This window comes from Paenibacillus faecalis, from assembly GCF_900289175.1.
In the GTDB taxonomy this organism is placed as follows: Bacteria; Bacillota; Bacilli; order Paenibacillales; family Paenibacillaceae; genus Paenibacillus_AQ; species Paenibacillus_AQ faecalis.
On sequence record NZ_LT985747.1, the window covers coordinates 4772413 to 4788015 of the forward strand.

The 15603-nt window shown below is 47.5% G+C and carries 14 protein-coding genes, 1 riboswitch and 1 other annotated feature; of the genes, 9 read left to right on the forward strand and 5 right to left on the reverse strand.

Translation table 11 applies throughout. The features are described 5' to 3' along the window. Window positions 1–3: 3 nt before the first annotated feature. The gene (gene kdpA / locus C8268_RS22310) at window positions 4–1686 is read right to left on the reverse strand and encodes a potassium-transporting ATPase subunit KdpA (protein ID WP_106769722.1); all 1683 of its coding nucleotides are present in this window, start codon (window positions 1684–1686) and stop codon (window positions 4–6) included. Window positions 1687–1814: 128 nt separating this feature from the next. Then, the gene (locus C8268_RS22320; RefSeq protein ID WP_106769724.1) at window positions 1815–2225 is read right to left on the reverse strand and encodes a DUF4218 domain-containing protein; all 411 of its coding nucleotides are present in this window, start codon (window positions 2223–2225) and stop codon (window positions 1815–1817) included. A 122-nt stretch (window positions 2226–2347) separates the two neighbouring features. Further along, a riboswitch (cyclic di-AMP (ydaO/yuaA leader) is annotated at window positions 2348–2543 on the reverse strand. 400 nt (window positions 2544–2943) lie between these two features. Between C8268_RS22320 and C8268_RS22325 the strand changes: the two genes are divergently transcribed. Beyond that, window positions 2944–3708, forward strand: a complete 765-nt coding sequence (locus tag C8268_RS22325) for a TrmB family transcriptional regulator (protein WP_106769725.1) — start codon at window positions 2944–2946, stop codon at window positions 3706–3708. Between the two features lie 160 nt (window positions 3709–3868). Here the strand turns inward: C8268_RS22325 and C8268_RS22330 are convergent, their stop codons facing one another. Then, entirely contained in the window at window positions 3869–5065 is a 1197-nt protein-coding gene (locus tag C8268_RS22330) for an MFS transporter (protein WP_106769726.1), read from the reverse strand. A gap of 138 nt (window positions 5066–5203) precedes the next feature. Between C8268_RS22330 and C8268_RS22335 the strand changes: the two genes are divergently transcribed. The 3 genes from C8268_RS22335 to C8268_RS22345 all read left to right on the forward strand — a co-directional run bounded on the left by C8268_RS22335 (window position 5204) and on the right by C8268_RS22345 (window position 8541). After that, window positions 5204–6073: a helix-turn-helix domain-containing protein gene (locus C8268_RS22335; protein ID WP_106769727.1), complete on the forward strand. Its 870-nt coding sequence runs from the start codon at window positions 5204–5206 to the stop codon at window positions 6071–6073. Between the two features lie 135 nt (window positions 6074–6208). Next, the gene (locus tag C8268_RS22340) at window positions 6209–7174 is read left to right on the forward strand and encodes an N-acetylglucosamine kinase (RefSeq protein WP_106769728.1); all 966 of its coding nucleotides are present in this window, start codon (window positions 6209–6211) and stop codon (window positions 7172–7174) included. 56 nt (window positions 7175–7230) lie between these two features. After that, window positions 7231–8541, forward strand: a complete 1311-nt coding sequence (locus tag C8268_RS22345; RefSeq protein ID WP_234032930.1) for a 6-phospho-beta-glucosidase — start codon at window positions 7231–7233, stop codon at window positions 8539–8541. Between the two features lie 90 nt (window positions 8542–8631). Here C8268_RS22345 and trpS read toward each other — a convergent pair whose 3' ends face one another. Further along, window positions 8632–9618: a tryptophan--tRNA ligase gene (trpS, locus tag C8268_RS22350; RefSeq protein WP_106769729.1), complete on the reverse strand. Its 987-nt coding sequence runs from the start codon at window positions 9616–9618 to the stop codon at window positions 8632–8634. A 97-nt stretch (window positions 9619–9715) separates the two neighbouring features. Next, window positions 9716–10001 (reverse strand) — a binding site (T-box leader). A 232-nt stretch (window positions 10002–10233) separates the two neighbouring features. Here trpS and C8268_RS22355 point away from each other — a divergent pair. The 5 genes from C8268_RS22355 (at window position 10234) to C8268_RS22375 (ending at window position 14517) form a co-directional block, all read left to right on the forward strand. Continuing rightward, the gene (locus C8268_RS22355) at window positions 10234–10479 is read left to right on the forward strand and encodes a glutaredoxin family protein (RefSeq protein WP_158702804.1); all 246 of its coding nucleotides are present in this window, start codon (window positions 10234–10236) and stop codon (window positions 10477–10479) included. Window positions 10480–10520: 41 nt separating this feature from the next. After that, the gene (locus C8268_RS22360) at window positions 10521–10844 is read left to right on the forward strand and encodes a metal-sensitive transcriptional regulator (RefSeq protein WP_106769731.1); all 324 of its coding nucleotides are present in this window, start codon (window positions 10521–10523) and stop codon (window positions 10842–10844) included. 328 nt (window positions 10845–11172) lie between these two features. Continuing rightward, window positions 11173–11373, forward strand: coding sequence for a copper ion binding protein (locus tag C8268_RS22365; protein WP_106769732.1), 201 nt, complete (start codon window positions 11173–11175; stop codon window positions 11371–11373). Window positions 11374–11411: 38 nt separating this feature from the next. After that, on the forward strand, window positions 11412–13853 hold the full coding sequence (locus C8268_RS22370) for a heavy metal translocating P-type ATPase (RefSeq protein ID WP_106769733.1): 2442 nt from the start codon (window positions 11412–11414) through the stop codon (window positions 13851–13853). A gap of 25 nt (window positions 13854–13878) precedes the next feature. Continuing rightward, a complete protein-coding gene (locus tag C8268_RS22375; RefSeq protein WP_106769734.1) occupies window positions 13879–14517 on the forward strand; it encodes an NAD(P)/FAD-dependent oxidoreductase in 639 nt (212 codons plus the stop codon). 54 nt (window positions 14518–14571) lie between these two features. Here C8268_RS22375 and C8268_RS22380 read toward each other — a convergent pair whose 3' ends face one another. Next, window positions 14572–15600 (reverse strand): LLM class flavin-dependent oxidoreductase, encoded by a 1029-nt coding sequence (locus C8268_RS22380; protein WP_106769735.1) that lies wholly within the window; start codon window positions 15598–15600, stop codon window positions 14572–14574. Window positions 15601–15603: the final 3 nt, after the last annotated feature.

Consider the following 15603-nt stretch of genomic DNA (forward strand, 5'->3'; position numbering starts at 1 on the left):
TTTCTATAATCGCATCGATAAATGCTCGGCAATCGGACCAAGCACAAGTGCAGGCAGAAATGTAAGGGCACCGATGATAAGCACGACTGCAATGAGTATAAGGGCGAACAGCCCGGTATCTGTACGGAATGTCCCGATCGTCTCGGGCACCCATTTTTTCTGCAGCATAGAGCCGCCCGCCGCGAGCAGGGCGATCATTGAAATATAACGGCCGAAGAGCATAACGAGTCCTGTGGAAATATTCCAGAATGGGGTATTGTCCGCCAGGCCTTCAAAGCCGGAGCCATTGTTTGCAGCTGAGGACGTGAACTCATACAGCACTTGCGAAACGCCGTGAAAGCCTCCGTTTGTAATGCCTGCCTGACCAGCATCCATTACAAGAGCCAGAGCGGTCGGTGCCAGGATAATAAAAGGATGGATCAAAATGGCGATCGCAATCAGCTTGATTTCCCGGGCTTCGATTTTTCGTCCCAGAAACTCCGGTGTACGGCCCACCATAAGACCTGCCAGGAACACAGCCAAAATGGCGTACATCAGCATGTTCATCAGACCGACACCTTTACCGCCAAAAACGGAGTTCAGCATCATAAGAGAAAGCGGTGTAATGCTGCCAAGCGATGTCATAGTATCGTGCATATTGTTCACCGATCCGGTTGTAGCCGCGGTCGTTACCGTTGTAAATAAAGCAGACTGAGCTACACCGAACCGGACTTCTTTTCCCTCCATATTGCCCTGGGATGCATCGATTCCAAGCCGGTTTATAGCGGGGTTGCCGCTTGATTCCGACATGTAGGCCAGGGACAGAAATCCGATGAACAGAACCATCATCACCGAAAAAATAATCCAGCCTTGCTTGCGGTTTTTTGCGAATAAACCGAATGTATAAGGCATGGCCGCAGCAATAGACCACATGGATAAAATTTCGATGACATTGGTCAATGGACTTGGATTTTCAAACGGATGAGCCGAGTTGGCTCCAAAATGTCCGCCGCCATTTGTGCCTATATGTTTGATCGATTCCAATGAAGCTACCGGTCCGACTGAAATTTGCTGCTGAGTGCCTTCAAGTGTTGTGACCGTTAACGTTGGATTCAAGGTTTGAGGAACTTGAAGTAAAGCAAGTATCACGGCAACGACAATGGCCATAGGGATCAGTACTCGGGTATGTGCTTTAACGAAATCTTCAAAGAAGTTGCCGATGGTTGCTCCTTTGCTGGTGATGCTTCGGATAAAAGCGATGGCGACACAGATGCCGGTTGCAGCCGAGGTAAACATCATCATCGTGATCACAGCCATCTGTGAGAAATAGGATAAAGCCGATTCCCCGCTATAATGCTGCAGGTTGGTGTTCGTCATGAAGCTGATGATAGTATTGAACGCCAGCGTGGGCTCCATTTTTTCAATTCCGTTTGGATTGAGCGGTAGAATGTTTTGCAGTCTCAAAATGAGATATCCAATTGCGATAAGAACGGCGTTGGTTATCAGGAAGCTAAGCACATACATTTTCCAAGTCATACCTCTGTGTTCTTTCAGACCGATCAATGTAAAGATCGGCTTTTCAGCCCAGAAGAACCATCGATCTGTACGGTTGATCTCATTTCTAAAAACGTTGAACAGATAGGTTCCAAGCGGTTTGACGAGCAGTACCAGCATAATCATAACGATGACAATTTGTACGATGCCCATGATTGATTTCTTCCTCCCTTTCGAAACTCCCCTAGAATTTTTCCGGATAAAGCAGCGCGTATATCAGATACAGAAATATAAAAATCACTAATGCTAAAATAATGATCATAAGTTTGTCAACCTCCGTTTTAGATGTCGAGTGATGGAATGAGGAAGGATACATGATGATGGTTGGTGTGAAGCACAATAGTTGCGCCAAGGCTTTTATAAATCAACCTTGGATTATGTGAGTTTGTGATGACATAAATCGAATCCGAGGTCCATGTACGGCATATTTGCAAATACCGGCAGCATAGAGTCAAACTGCTTTCAAATAGATACACTTTGCTAACAGAGAATTCGGGAATGATCCATGTTTGTTCATTGGCGGTGTCGATGACGATGTTGTTTTTGGCTCCGATCTTGCTAAGCCGATCTTGTTCCGATCGATTGTTCACAAGAGCCGCGAATGGAATTTGATTCGAAATCAGGTGAAGAATGAATGCTTCACCCAGTTTGTTTGGAGCGGAAACAACGATTAGATCCTGCGAATTGCTCATTTTTTTCTCCTCCTGTTTGTTAGAAAGAGAAGGCAACAAAAAGAAGCCTCAGGAAGGAGAGTTACTCTTCCCGTGGCTTTTTGATGACACAGTGAAATAACCGTGCCCTGCACACGACAATCGTTGCCTCTCTCGATACGCTTACGAGGTTAGCTGACGGATTCGGGCGTGAGAGTCGCCCTACCCATAGACCGTTATGCTGCCGATGAGATTCACCCCTGAAGATGTTCAAAGCGGCTCTCATACCACTTGCTGCATCTTCTTGTGTTTGGTTCCCCCGCTCCCCTTGCCGGCAAGGGGATTTAGCGATTCATATAACAATGTTCGATTTATTGATTTGTATCATACGTCTGGCGTTTGGCCGTGTAAATCAAGAGAGAAGCATGTTTAAGGTATTTACAAATCAGATGGAGGGATTTAAAAAGGATAATGATTGAAATACTCCCTCATTCTTTATTTATCTCGGTATTTCATCGGTTTTGTGTAAGTCGGTAAAATACCGAGCATTTATATGGATAAACGATGTCAAGCTTGAATGTACGCGGTTTCTTTTTCTTTTTTTGCCTGAATTTTGAATTTTCTGGCTGGAAATGAACGTTTACTTTCTTCAGCTCAAGGAGTATGATTATTGTCTTTTTGAAATATGTCTGCCAGGCTGGTCAAGCATCGGATGCTCCGGTAACATAGTAAGTATTAATGGAATGAGTAAGGAGGAGCTATGCTTCTACAATTCGGCTATTCCCAATATGAGAGTAAAGTATATGAAACGCTGGTGACGAGCGGCGAAGCGATGGATGCGTCAAGTATCGTTAAGCTGTCTGGTGTTCCGAAAGCGAAGGTTTATGAAGTGCTGGACCGGTTGGTCGACAAGGGGATTGCTATGGATACCATAGCCGGTAAAAAGCGCACCTATACAGCACTGCCTGTAGAATCCGTGATTGATAAGCTGACGCGTGAGTTTGAGAGAGATATCCAGAGGCTTCGTTCAGCCAGTGTTCGTAAAACGGTTGTGGACGATCAGGTATGGAGTTTGAAATCGTACAGCTCGATCCAGGCTTTCTGTAAGCAGATGATCGAGGAGGCGAAGGAATCGATTCTCATTTCGATGTGGAGTGATGAATTCAGCGAAGTGATCGATCTTTTAGATCGGAAGGAGCAGGAAGGTGTTCGGGTTGAAGCTTTGGTTACGGGAAGTGAGCGTCCAGAAATATCGTTATCCAGGCTGTATGTGATGAACCCGATGGAGGATCATGATAAGCTGGAGCGATTCATCCTTCTCGTGATCGATATGAAGCAACTTCTGTTTGCGGGAGTTGAGCAGGACAGCTGGCAGGCGATCCGAACGCAGGCACAGCCGTTTGTAAAGGTGTTTGCTGAATTTTTCTATCACGATATGGCGTTGACGGCATTTACCCGTAAATATCCTGAAGAAATGTTCAAAGATGAAGAGATGAAATCGCTCTTGCTCCGGCTTCGATATTAAGCAGGTAATAAAGCTCATTCCCTGATTCCGGCGAATGCAAGAGGGGGATAGCTGATCAAAACAGCAAAGAGAATAAGAAAGAGGCATCCCGCAGGTCAAAGGACCTTTCCGGGATGCCTTATCTAAGCCTTCACGATTAAGATATGGTTGAATCTCAAGCTTACAACTGCTCTGCAGTAGCTGCCGAGACGGTCGCATCATCCGTGGTAGGAGCCGAGCGGCGGGTAAGCGAGAAGAGAGCAACACCGAATGCGGCGACGGCAATAAGGCCGCCAACCCAAGGGTTGTGCGCCACCGTTTTGGTCTGATCAATGACCGCGCTTCCGATGACTGAGCCGCTAGCGATTCCCAGGTGAAGCATGGAGGAATTCAGGCTAAGCTGTGTTTCCGCATGGTCGGGAGCCAGCTGAAGCAGATAGGTTTGCTGAGCTGGAGAAATAGCCCAACTTAGTGCACTCCAGATCATCATGGTGATCAAGAACACCCAGAATGAAATTTGTGCAGTCAGCATGACTGCAAACATCGAAGCCGCGAAGAAGGCGACAATCGCAAGGATGGAGCGCTTTGTACCGAACCGGTCGGCGATCCAGCCGCCAATCCAGCCGCCTGATACAGCCGCGATGCCGAATAGAAAGTAAACAACACTCATCATGTTGTTGCTAACATGGAACGTCGACTGCACATAAGGCTGCAAATATCCGTACAACGTTAGATGACCGGTGAGCAGCAGTAGAACGATCAGCTGCGCGCTAATAATTTTACCGTTTTTCAAAAGAGAGAGCTGTTTGCGCAGTGGTACGACAGGATTTGGAGCCGTACGCTTCGTAAACAGTGCTATACCGGCCATCGATAACAGGGAGAGAACTGCAATGACAAGAAACGGAGCACGCCAGCCGTAAGCATTACCGATGACCATACCGATGGGCACGCCGAGTACAAGCGATCCGCTGATTCCCATATAAATAATGCCGATCGCGCGTCCTTTGTGTGATTCAGGTACGAGCGAGGCGGCCATTGAGACGGACAGAACAACGATGACCGATCCGCTCATCGCTGAAAATGCACGTGCGGCAATAATGGCTGCATAGCTTGATGTAAAGACTACGATCAGATTACTGATCATAAAGATGGCCATCGTATACAGGTAAAGCTTTTTCCGTTCCAGCTTCGCAGTTAAATTGATCAGAATCGGTCCTGATATGGCGAAGGAAACAGAGAAGATGGTGATCAATTGACCGGCAGCACTGATGGATATTTGAAGATCCTCTACAATGAGACTCAGAATGCCTCCAACGATGAGTTCAACCATTCCGACAACAAACGCGGCAATGGCTAATATATATACGCGAAAATTCAAACAGACACATCCTTATCCCATAAAATTTTAAAAAGTTACTACCATTATAGTAACCAAGGTTATATGATGCAACCTCTATTTGCGTATTTTAAAAAATACACTTTAACTCGACAATGAAACTGAGGTGAATCTACCCTGATGGACCGGCCACAACGTATCACGCGTGATCATGTTTTTTTCCCCGACCATTCTTTTCCCTTTATGGTTTCGACAACGGAGGGCGTTAGCCCCCGATTTCAACGTTTGCATTGGCATCAAGCTTTGGAAATAAATTATATAAGAAGTGGAAGCGGTTACTACCTGATGAACGGGATGAAAATTCCGTTTGTTGAAGGCGATCTGGTCTTCATTAACAGCAATGATTTACATCGTGCTTTTGAAGGTGAAAATCTGGTGATGGACATCATTATGTTTGATCCTTCGCTTCTGGCTATCGATCTGAAGTATGATCCGGAACTGATGCGCCCTTTTCGCGAAGCGGGAGAGCATTTTAACCATATCGTTACGCATGATCAGTCTGTTAGCCGGGAGCTGGCACGATTATTTCAGCGAATGATGACAGAATATCATACGAGAGACGATGTATTTATGAGTCTTATTCGTGCGGATCTGATTCGCTTTTTGGGACTTGTCAATCGTTATTTGCAGCATACTCCGCAAGAAGCCGTTCAATTGACGATGAAGCATCGCGGCATGCATGTACTGCGAAAAGTGCTCCATACGATGGAGCTGAATCTTGGCTACAACTGGACGCTGAATGAACTGGCCGAGCTGGCTCATTTAAGCCCTTCACGGTTCAGCGCCCTATTTCATCAGGCTGTCGGAACTTCGCCGCTGAATTACTTGATTCAGCTGAGGCTGACCTACGCTGTGCATTTGCTTGAGACTACGGATATGAAAATCATCGGCATCGCAGAGGAATGCGGGTTCCGGAACCTGTCTAACTTCAATCGGCTGTTTAAACATCATATTGGCTTATCGCCAAGTGAATTAAGAGAACGCTTATGATCGAGGAAAGAACGTATGACAGTAAGATAGTATCAGTTTTTACGTGTATAGCAGTAGTTTGGGCTGCTGTAAAAGCTTATCTTGTACATATAACAACCGTTTGACTCTGTTTAATGATCAGCAGGAGGGAAGATCATGGGCATATATTTGGGCGTGGATGCTGGGGGAAGCAAAACGCATGTCGTGATTGCGGATGAGCGGGGGAATGTGCTCGGCAAAGGAATGGCAGGTAACGGAAACCACCAGATTGACCGTGAAAAAGCGGAAAAGAACATCAACATCGCTTGCGACGCCGCACTTTCAGAAGCCGGACTGTCGAAGCAAGATATCAGCTTTGCATATTTTGGCTTAGCTGGAGCCGACCGCGAGCCGGATTATAAAATTTTGCGCCCGATGATCGGCGCCATGGGCTATCCGAAGCATGAAATCGTCTGTGACACGATGATCGGTATGCGTGCAGGCACTGATCGTCCTTACGGTGCGGCCATCATCTGCGGCAATGGATTTAACAGTGCGGCCCGGAACAGGGCAGGCGAGGAATTGCAGTACGGCGGTTTCGGGTTTAAATACGGGGACGGACATGCCGGCGGCGGGGGACTGGCATTGCTTACGTTTCGGGCGGTCATCAGAGCGTGGGATGGTCGAGGGCCAGAGACGAAGCTAACTTCCTTGGTGCTTAATCATATGGGATATACCTCGGTAGAAGCTTTGTATGAGGATGTGCTCTATGGCAAGGTGTCCACTCCGACCAGTCTGGTGAAGCCGTTATTGGAAGCAGCTGAAGCAGGCGATGCCGTAGCGGTTTCCATTCTTGAAACGGAAGGTACAGAGATGGCTAATGCTGTATGTACCTTGATCCGGCGTCTTGGCATGTCGGACGAATCGTTTGAAATCGTTTATATCGGAAGTGTTTTGAACAAAGGAAACAGTGCGGTTCTCACCCATGCGATCGAGCGGGAAGTGGCTGCAAGGGCACCTCATGCAAAATGTGTTCATCTGACATCTGATCCAGTCGCTGGAGCTTTAATGAGCGCTATGGAGTCTGACGGATTGGCGATTGATGCCGAAACAGAAAGAAAACTGAAATCTCTTGTTTTTTGAGATATGAAACATTCCTGTCCTCACTATATTTATATCCTTTTATGGAGGCGATTCAATTGGCTCAATCAACCGGGCTTAAAATAGCAGTCATCGGTGGAGGTTCCTCTTATACACCTGAGATTGTGGAAGGATTTATTCGAAATTATGACCAAATGCCAATTCGTGAACTTTGGTTTGTGGATATCGAAGAAGGCAAGCACAAGCTGGACATCGTTGGGAATTTGGCCAAACGTATGATTGAGAAATCCGGGCTTCCTATTGAAGTACATTTAACTCTTGATCGCAGACGCGCGATTGAAGGGGCGGATTTCGTAACGACACAAATGCGTGTGGGATTGCTGGCTGCACGGAAGCTGGATGAGCATATTCCGATTAAGCATGGCGTGATCGGGCAGGAGACAACAGGCCCGGGGGGCATGATGAAGGCGCTTCGTACCGTACCGGTAATTTTGGATATTTGCCGAGATATCGAGGAGCTGGCGCCTGATGCATGGATGCTTAATTTTACGAATCCTGCAGGAATCGTAACCGAAGCTGTGCTGAAACATAGTAAAGTGCGTTCGATCGGCTTGTGCAACTCTCCGATCAACTTTCAGAAGTTCCTGGCTGAGGAGTATCAGGTGCCGGAGAAGGACGTCCTGGCTGAATTTGTAGGCATCAATCATTTGCACTGGGTAACTTCAGCTATCGTTCGCGGAGAAGAGAAGCTTCCGGAACTGCTAAACGCCGGGAAAAGCTATACTGCGAAAAATGTACCTACCTTGGGCTGGGATGCTGATTTTCTGAAATCGCTTGGCGCCATTCCGACATATTATTTGAAATATTTTTACATGATGGATCACATGTTTATGGACATGAAGAACTCGCTTGAAAAGGACGGAACCCGCGCCGATATCGTCAGCCGTACGGAAGCAGAGCTGTTTGAGCTGTATAAAGATGTGAATCTCAATGTGAAACCGAAGCAGCTTGAGCAGCGGGGCGGAGCCTTCTATTCCGAAGCAGCGGTAAATTTAATGAATTCAATTTATAACGATCAGCGGGATATTCAGACATTAAACGTCGCAAATGGCAGCACCTTTGATTTTCTGCCGCCGGATGCGAGTATTGAGGTCAACTGTGTAGTGACGGGTCAAGGTCCGATTGTCATGGCGCCGAAGAACGTGCCGGAGCATATCAAAGGTCTGATGCATACCGTCAAAGTGTATGAGAAGTTAACGATTGACGCGGCATTGACCGGGGATCGCGGCATCGCTTTACAGGCGCTGGCGCATCATCCGCTTGTTCCTTCCGTTGAAGTGGCCAAAAAGATGCTGGATGAGCTGCTGGAAGCACATAAAGCCTATCTGCCGGCATTTTTCAAATCATAATAGGAAAAGCCTCCTTCTCAGGAAAAGGAAGCTGCCATCCGGTAATCCGGAATAGCCGCTATGCTTCTTGTGAAGGAGGCTTTATTTTGTTTAGAACGTGACCAATCCCATCGCACGCTTCGCGGCCAACAGTGTTTCTTGGGCAGCTTCATTGGCGCGGCGTGCCCCCTCTTTCAGGATGTTGTCCAATTCCTCAGAGTTTACGAGTTCATGGTATGTTTTTTGAATCGGCTCCAGTTTGGTGATTACCACTTCGGCTAAGTCCTTTTTGAGTGAACCGTAGCCCTGACCTTCGTATCGTTTCTCGATCGTCTCAATAGAATCACCTGAGAATACGGAGTAAATTTCGATCAAGTTGCTAATTTCAGGCTTCGTCTCCCAATCATAACGAACGTTCATTTCGGAATCCGTCACGGCTCTGGAAAATTTTTTGCGGATGACGGCTGGATCGTCGAGCAGGGATACGTAGCTGCTCTGATTCGGATTGCTTTTGCTCATTTTATGAGTTGGATCGTCCAGCCCCATAATCCGCGCGCCTGTCTTCTGGATTACCGGCTCAGGCAGCACAAAAGTTTTACCGTATTTATTGTTAAACCGTGCGGCCAAATCACGAGTCAACTCGATATGCTGTTTCTGGTCGTCACCGACAGGAACGTGGGTGGCCTGATATAGCAGGATGTCAGCAGCCATCAGCACCGGATAGGTGAACAGGGCGGAGCTGACGGTATCCTTGCCTTCGGATTTGTCTTTAAATTGCGTCATTCGGCTCAGTTCACCGAAGTGGGCCTGTGTCTCCAGCAACCATGACAGTTCGGCATGAGCGGACACTTGGGACTGAAGGAAAATGACGGCCTTATTCGGGTCAATGCCCGCAGCAATGTACAAGGCAGCGATATCCCGGGAGCGCTGGTGCAGCTCTTTCGGGTCCTGATACACGGTGATTGCGTGCAGATCAGGAATGAAGAAATAGCATTCATAGTCGTGCTGATGTGCAACAAACTGACTCAGCGAGCCGCTGTACCCTCCAATGTTCAAATCACCGCTGGGCTTGATGCCGGAAAGCATTCTTTTATTCATTTTGAATGAACCTCCTTTGGTTTATAGAAAAATTTTTTTTGTAATTTGGACGGTAACAGTGTGCTTTATTTTCAACAAAAAAACACCTCGCCCCTTGTTCAGGGACGAAGTGTTTGACTCCGCGGTACCACCACTACTTCGGCAATCATCTGCCGCACTTGAACATGACGGGAAAACGAAGGCTTTCAATAAAGCGACTGTTTCCGATCACTTCTCCCGTGATAACGGGGGAGAGCCGTCAAAGCCTACTGTCCTGCTGGGCAGAAGTTCGGTTTGAAGCGAAGGGACCCATTCACATACCTCATTGTACCGGACCTTGCACCAGCCGCCGGCTCGCTTTAACAATGATCGATAAGCTACTATTTTCCCTTCATTGCTTTCGAGTATTTGTTCCTATAAAGATGCCATATTTCAGAATGATCGTCAAGCTGCCCATGATTTGGCTATGTTTACAGCAGAAGGGGCAATATAGTACAGGTCAACCGGCGTTTGAAAACCAATAGCTTGATTATCACCCTCAACTGATTATTTCAGGAATATACAAAGGGGTCTGGATAGGGAGGGGGGCTATATGATATGATAAAGCTAATAACAGATTTAAAGGAGGTTTTCTCCATGAAAAAGATGAAAGTGGAGGTTTATACAACGCCAACCTGTGATGACTGCCGTAACTTCAAGAAATTTTTGAATGAGCATGATATAAGTTATAAAGAATATGATATTGCTATTGAGCCCAAATATGCGGAAGAGCTGAAGAAGCGCTCCGGCAAAACACTGGTTCCTACGATTTACATCAATAATCAAGTGTTTTTTGGTTTCGTATTTAATCGGCAAGAGATTGAAAAGTTGCTGTTAGGCTAATCTGATGAATCAATTTTGAAAAAGAGAGAGGGGGATCACTAATGGCTGCAGAAATTAGATCACACGATCAATGTACAGCTTCAGGTGAGCGTAAAAGTCATCATTCCGATAAAATCAAAAACAATCTGATCAGTCGGCTGAACCGGATTGAAGGCCAGATTCGCGGAGTTAAAGGGTTGATTGAAAAGGACACGTACTGTGATGATGTATTAAACCAGATCTCATCGATCCAGTCGGCACTCAACGGTGTAGGAAAGCTGCTGCTGGAGCACCATATGAAGAGTTGTGTCATTGAGCGAATTCAAGAAGGCGACGATGAAGTCATTTCAGAGCTTCTGGTGACGATGAACAAATTGATGAAATAAGTTTTATCATTAAAAAAACGGGTAATCGTATAATAGCTACAGTACTCGAAGCTGCTTTAACAAATGCCATGATCTGCCACCCGTTTTTCGGAGTGGCAGTATTATTTTTACAAAAAAATTGAAAAATCGTCTTGACATATATAGGGTAGGGGGGTAAACTATAAATGCAAGAAGCAAGAAGAGTAATCTAACTGGCTTAATTCGATGCTCGAAGTATGGACGGCGTATCGCACGGTGACGATAAGTCAATTAGCAGATAAGGATGTATCAAGGATTGAGGATCGATTACTTGAAGTTTTATTTATCAATATGAAAAGGAGAGATGATGATGCAAAGCATTACGCTTAATGTGCAAGGGATGTCGTGCAATCATTGTGTTAATTCCATTGAAGGAGCAGTGAAAGAGCTTGGCGGTTATGCCAAAGTAAACCTTGCTGATAGCACGGTTACCGTAGAGTATGATGAGAGCAAGCTGGCGATTGAAACGATAAAACAAACGATCGAGGATCAGGGCTACAGTGTCATTTAGTTGACCAACAGCAGATTGAAAGAAGAGGTGGAGAGTACATGGGAGCAGCCAACCAATCGCTTCAAAATGAAATGAAAAAAACAACCTTACAGATTACAGGGATGACGTGTGCGGCATGCGCAACCCGGGTTGAGAAGGGCCTGGCCAAGATGGAAGGTGTGAAAGAAGCGAATGTGAATTTTGCGCTGGAAAGAGCGGCAGTAACCTTCGATCCGAAAGTCGTCGATGTATCGCAGATGGAAGAAAAGATTCAGAAACTCGGTTATGGTACGCTGCAAGAGACTGCGGACCTGCAGTTAGTGGGAATGTACTGTGCAGCCTGTGCTGTAAAGATCGAGAAGGTTGTTGGGAAAGTGCCAGGGGTGTCTAACGCGGCAGTCAATTTTGCGATGGAAAGTCTCCGGGTCGAGTATAACCCTGCGGAAGTGACCATTGCTGACATTCAGCAGCGCGTTGATAAGCTGGGATACCAGGCGGTGCCAAAGGGAGACCAGAAGGATAAGGAAGAGCACCGGGATCTTGAGATTAAGAAACAAAAGCGCAAGCTGTTGATTTCGGCGCTGTTATCGCTGCCTTTGCTCTGGTCTATGGTAAGTCATTTTTCCTTTACTTCATGGATCTGGATGCCGGATTTATTTATGAACCCATGGTTTCAGCTAATATTGGCAACACCTGTGCAGTTCTATATAGGTAAACAGTTTTATGTAGGGGCTTATACCGCTCTGCGTAACAAGAGTGCGAATATGGATGTGTTGATTGCTCTCGGAACTTCCGCCGCTTATTTCTACAGTCTGTATTTGACACTGGACTGGTACTTCGCAGGAGCGAGTGCCCACCATGGACCTGATATGTATTATGAAACGAGTGCTGTTCTGATTACACTCGTTGTGTTGGGTAAATTGTTTGAGACTTTAGCTAAAGGCCGTACCTCAGAGGCGATCAAGACGTTGATGGGACTTCAAGCGAAGACGGCGGTGGTTGTCCGTGACGGTCAAGAAATGTCTATTCCGATTGAGCAAGTGATCAAAGGCGATATTGTAATTATCAAGCCGGGTGAGAAGGTTCCGGTCGATGGAGAAGTCATAGAGGGAACTTCAGCGGTAGATGAATCCATGCTGACGGGTGAAAGTATTCCGATTGAGAAAAAAGCCGGCGATACAGTCATCGGTGCAACGATAAACAAAAACGGTAGATTGAAGATTAAGGCGACCAAGGTCGGTAAGGAAACCGCGCTTGCCCAAATCATCAGAGTTGTGGAAGAGGCACAGGGCTGGAAAGCGAAGATCCAGCGCGTTGCTGATGTTATCTCGGGTATATTTGTTCCGATTGTTGTTGCTATAGCGGTTGTGGCGTTTCTGGTATGGTTCTTTGCTGTCACACCAGGCGACTTCGCCCGTTCATTGGAAGTGGCGATTACCATTCTCGTCATTGCCTGTCCTTGTGCACTGGGTCTTGCGACACCAACCTCCATTATGGCGGGGTCCGGCCGTGCAGCAGAATTGGGTGTCTTATTTAAAGGCGGGGAGCATCTTGAGTCCACTCACAAAATCAATGCGATCATCCTCGACAAAACAGGTACGGTTACGAAAGGCAAACCGGAGCTTACTGAAGTTGAAGCAAGCGGAATCGATGAATTGCAGTTTAAACGTTTGGTTGGCGCAGCGGAGAAAAACTCCGAACACCCGCTGGCCGAAGCGATTGTTGCAGGTATTATCGCTGAAGGTATTGAACTTCCAGCAACCGAAGAGTTTGAAGCCATTCCCGGACATGGTATTCGTGCTGTCGTAGAAGGACACAGCGTTCTTGTTGGAACACGGAGACTTATGAAGCAACAACAGGTTGATATCGGTGATGCTGATACCCGGATGTCTCAACTTGAGACAGAAGGCAAGACAGCAATGCTTGCGGCGGTAGATGGTCAATTTGCGGGACTTGTCGCTGTGGCTGACACCATTAAAGAAACGTCCAGGGAAGCCGTCGCTAGACTGAAAAATATGGGTATTGAGGTTATCATGATCACTGGTGACAACGAGCGTACCGCCCAAGCCATTGCCAAGCAGGCAGGCATCGACCATGTTCTTGCAGAGGTCCTCCCGGAAGGTAAAGCGGAAGAAGTTAAGAAATTGCAGGAACAAGGAAAGAAAGTGGCAATGGTCGGAGACGGTATCAACGATGCGCCAGCGCTGGCCATGGCGGACATCGGGATGGCCATTGGCACAGGTACCGACGTAGCGATGGAAGCAGCGGACGTAACGCTGATGAAGGGTGATCTGAACAGCATTCCGGACGCTATTTATATGAGCCGTAAAACGATGGCGAACATTCGTCAAAACTTCGTTTGGGCGCTGGGTTACAACTCTTTGGGCATACCGATTGCAGCATTCGGTCTTCTGGCCCCTTGGGTCGCTGGTGCGGCGATGGCACTCAGTTCTGTATCGGTCGTGCTGAATGCGCTCAGACTGCAGCGGATGAAGGTGTAACGATATCGTTTAGGGAGTTGGGGAAATGGCGATTAAGAAATTTGCCGTAACACCGGGCTTTGAGGTCGGAGGAGCGCTCTTCCGGCCCGAGCAGCTCGCCGCGCTTGGTTCTATTGTGGGGCCTGACGCACAAATTGAAATGACAACCTTCAAACAGCTGTATGTGGCGATGGATGAAGACCGGATCTTCGAAGTGCAGGAGCAGTTGAAGCAGGTCGGCTTGGAGGTGCATCCAGCCGGATTCGTATCGAAAAGCCTGATCACATGCAATTTTTGCCTTGGGGCAGAGGATGCCGGGCTTGATATAGCCAAAAAGCTTGATGAGGTGGTGGCGGATCATAAAGTACCAAGCCCTCTCAAAATCGGATATGCCGGGTGCGCGCTGGGCACAAGCGAACCACTTTTGAAGGACATTGCCGTAGTCAAGATGAAAGATGTGTTCGACATCTATATTGGCGGCGAGCCGAAAGGGATCAAGGCAAACATCGGTCAGCTGTTTATGAAAGGTGTAATGGAAGATGAGCTGATCCCGATTGTTCTCCAACTGATCTCCATATTTCAAGAAAACGGCAAGAAGAAGGAGACCTATTCCCGGTTTGTCAAAAGAATAACGCCAGAGAAGCTTCATGAGCTAGTAAACAGTTCTATGGAGCCGAAGGCTTAATATACAACACCGTCCTATAAGATCGAGGACGGTGTTTGTGTGTAATATGGGGAGTTAAAAGTCCGCCAGTAATTCATAAGAGCGAAGACGGGCTTTGTGGTCATAGATGGCAGATGCCACAATAACTTCATCTGCTTTCGTCATATCGATAAAGCGATCCAGCTGTCTCCGTACTGTATTCGGGCTGCCGACCGCGGAGAAGCTTAAGGTGCGATCGACGATTGCTTTTTCCTGCGGAGTCCAGATGGTATCCATGTTGTCGACTGGAGGCTTCAGCTGACCGGAACGGCCCCGAACGATGTTCAAAAACTGCTGTTGCGCTGATGTTGCGAGTCGCTTTGCTTCTTCATCCGTATCTGCACAGATCACATTAACACCGATCATGGCATAAGGCTGCTGCAATTGCTCCGATGGTCTAAAGTTGCTGCGGTACAGATCAAGTGCCGGAAGCAGATAATCCGGTGCAAAGTGGCTGGCGAACGCAAACGGGAGGCCGAGGTGTGCCGAGAGCTGTGCGCTGAAGCCGCTGGAGCCGAGCAGCCAGATGGGAACATCCAGTCCTTCACCCGGGACGGCCCTCACTCTCTTGGAAGATTCGGAAGCTGGATGGAAGTAATCGCGCAGCTCTGCCAACCGTTCTGGAAAGTCCTGTCCATCGCTGCCGGGGCCGCGCCGCAGAGCGCGTGCCGTCATCTGATCAGATCCTGGAGCCCGGCCAATTCCGAGATCGATACGGCCCGGAAACAGGGATTCCAGCGTGCCGAATTGTTCTGCGATGACAAGGGGGGAATGGTTTGTCAGCATGATGCCGCCGGAGCCGATCCGCATGCTGTGGGTACCGGCTGCGATATGTCCGATGACAACGGACGTAGCCGAGCTTGCAATACCCGGCATGTTATGGTGCTCAGCGAGCCAGTATCGGTGATATCCCCATCGCTCGGCATGTTGCGCCAGCTCAAGGGAGTTTCTCAGTGATACGGCTGCTGTGCTGCCCTCGGTGATTGGAGCTAGGTCCAGAATGGAGATCGGTATATGTTGAAGCTGCTTGGATGTTTGTGAAGTGCCGATGTCTTGCTTTTCCATCAA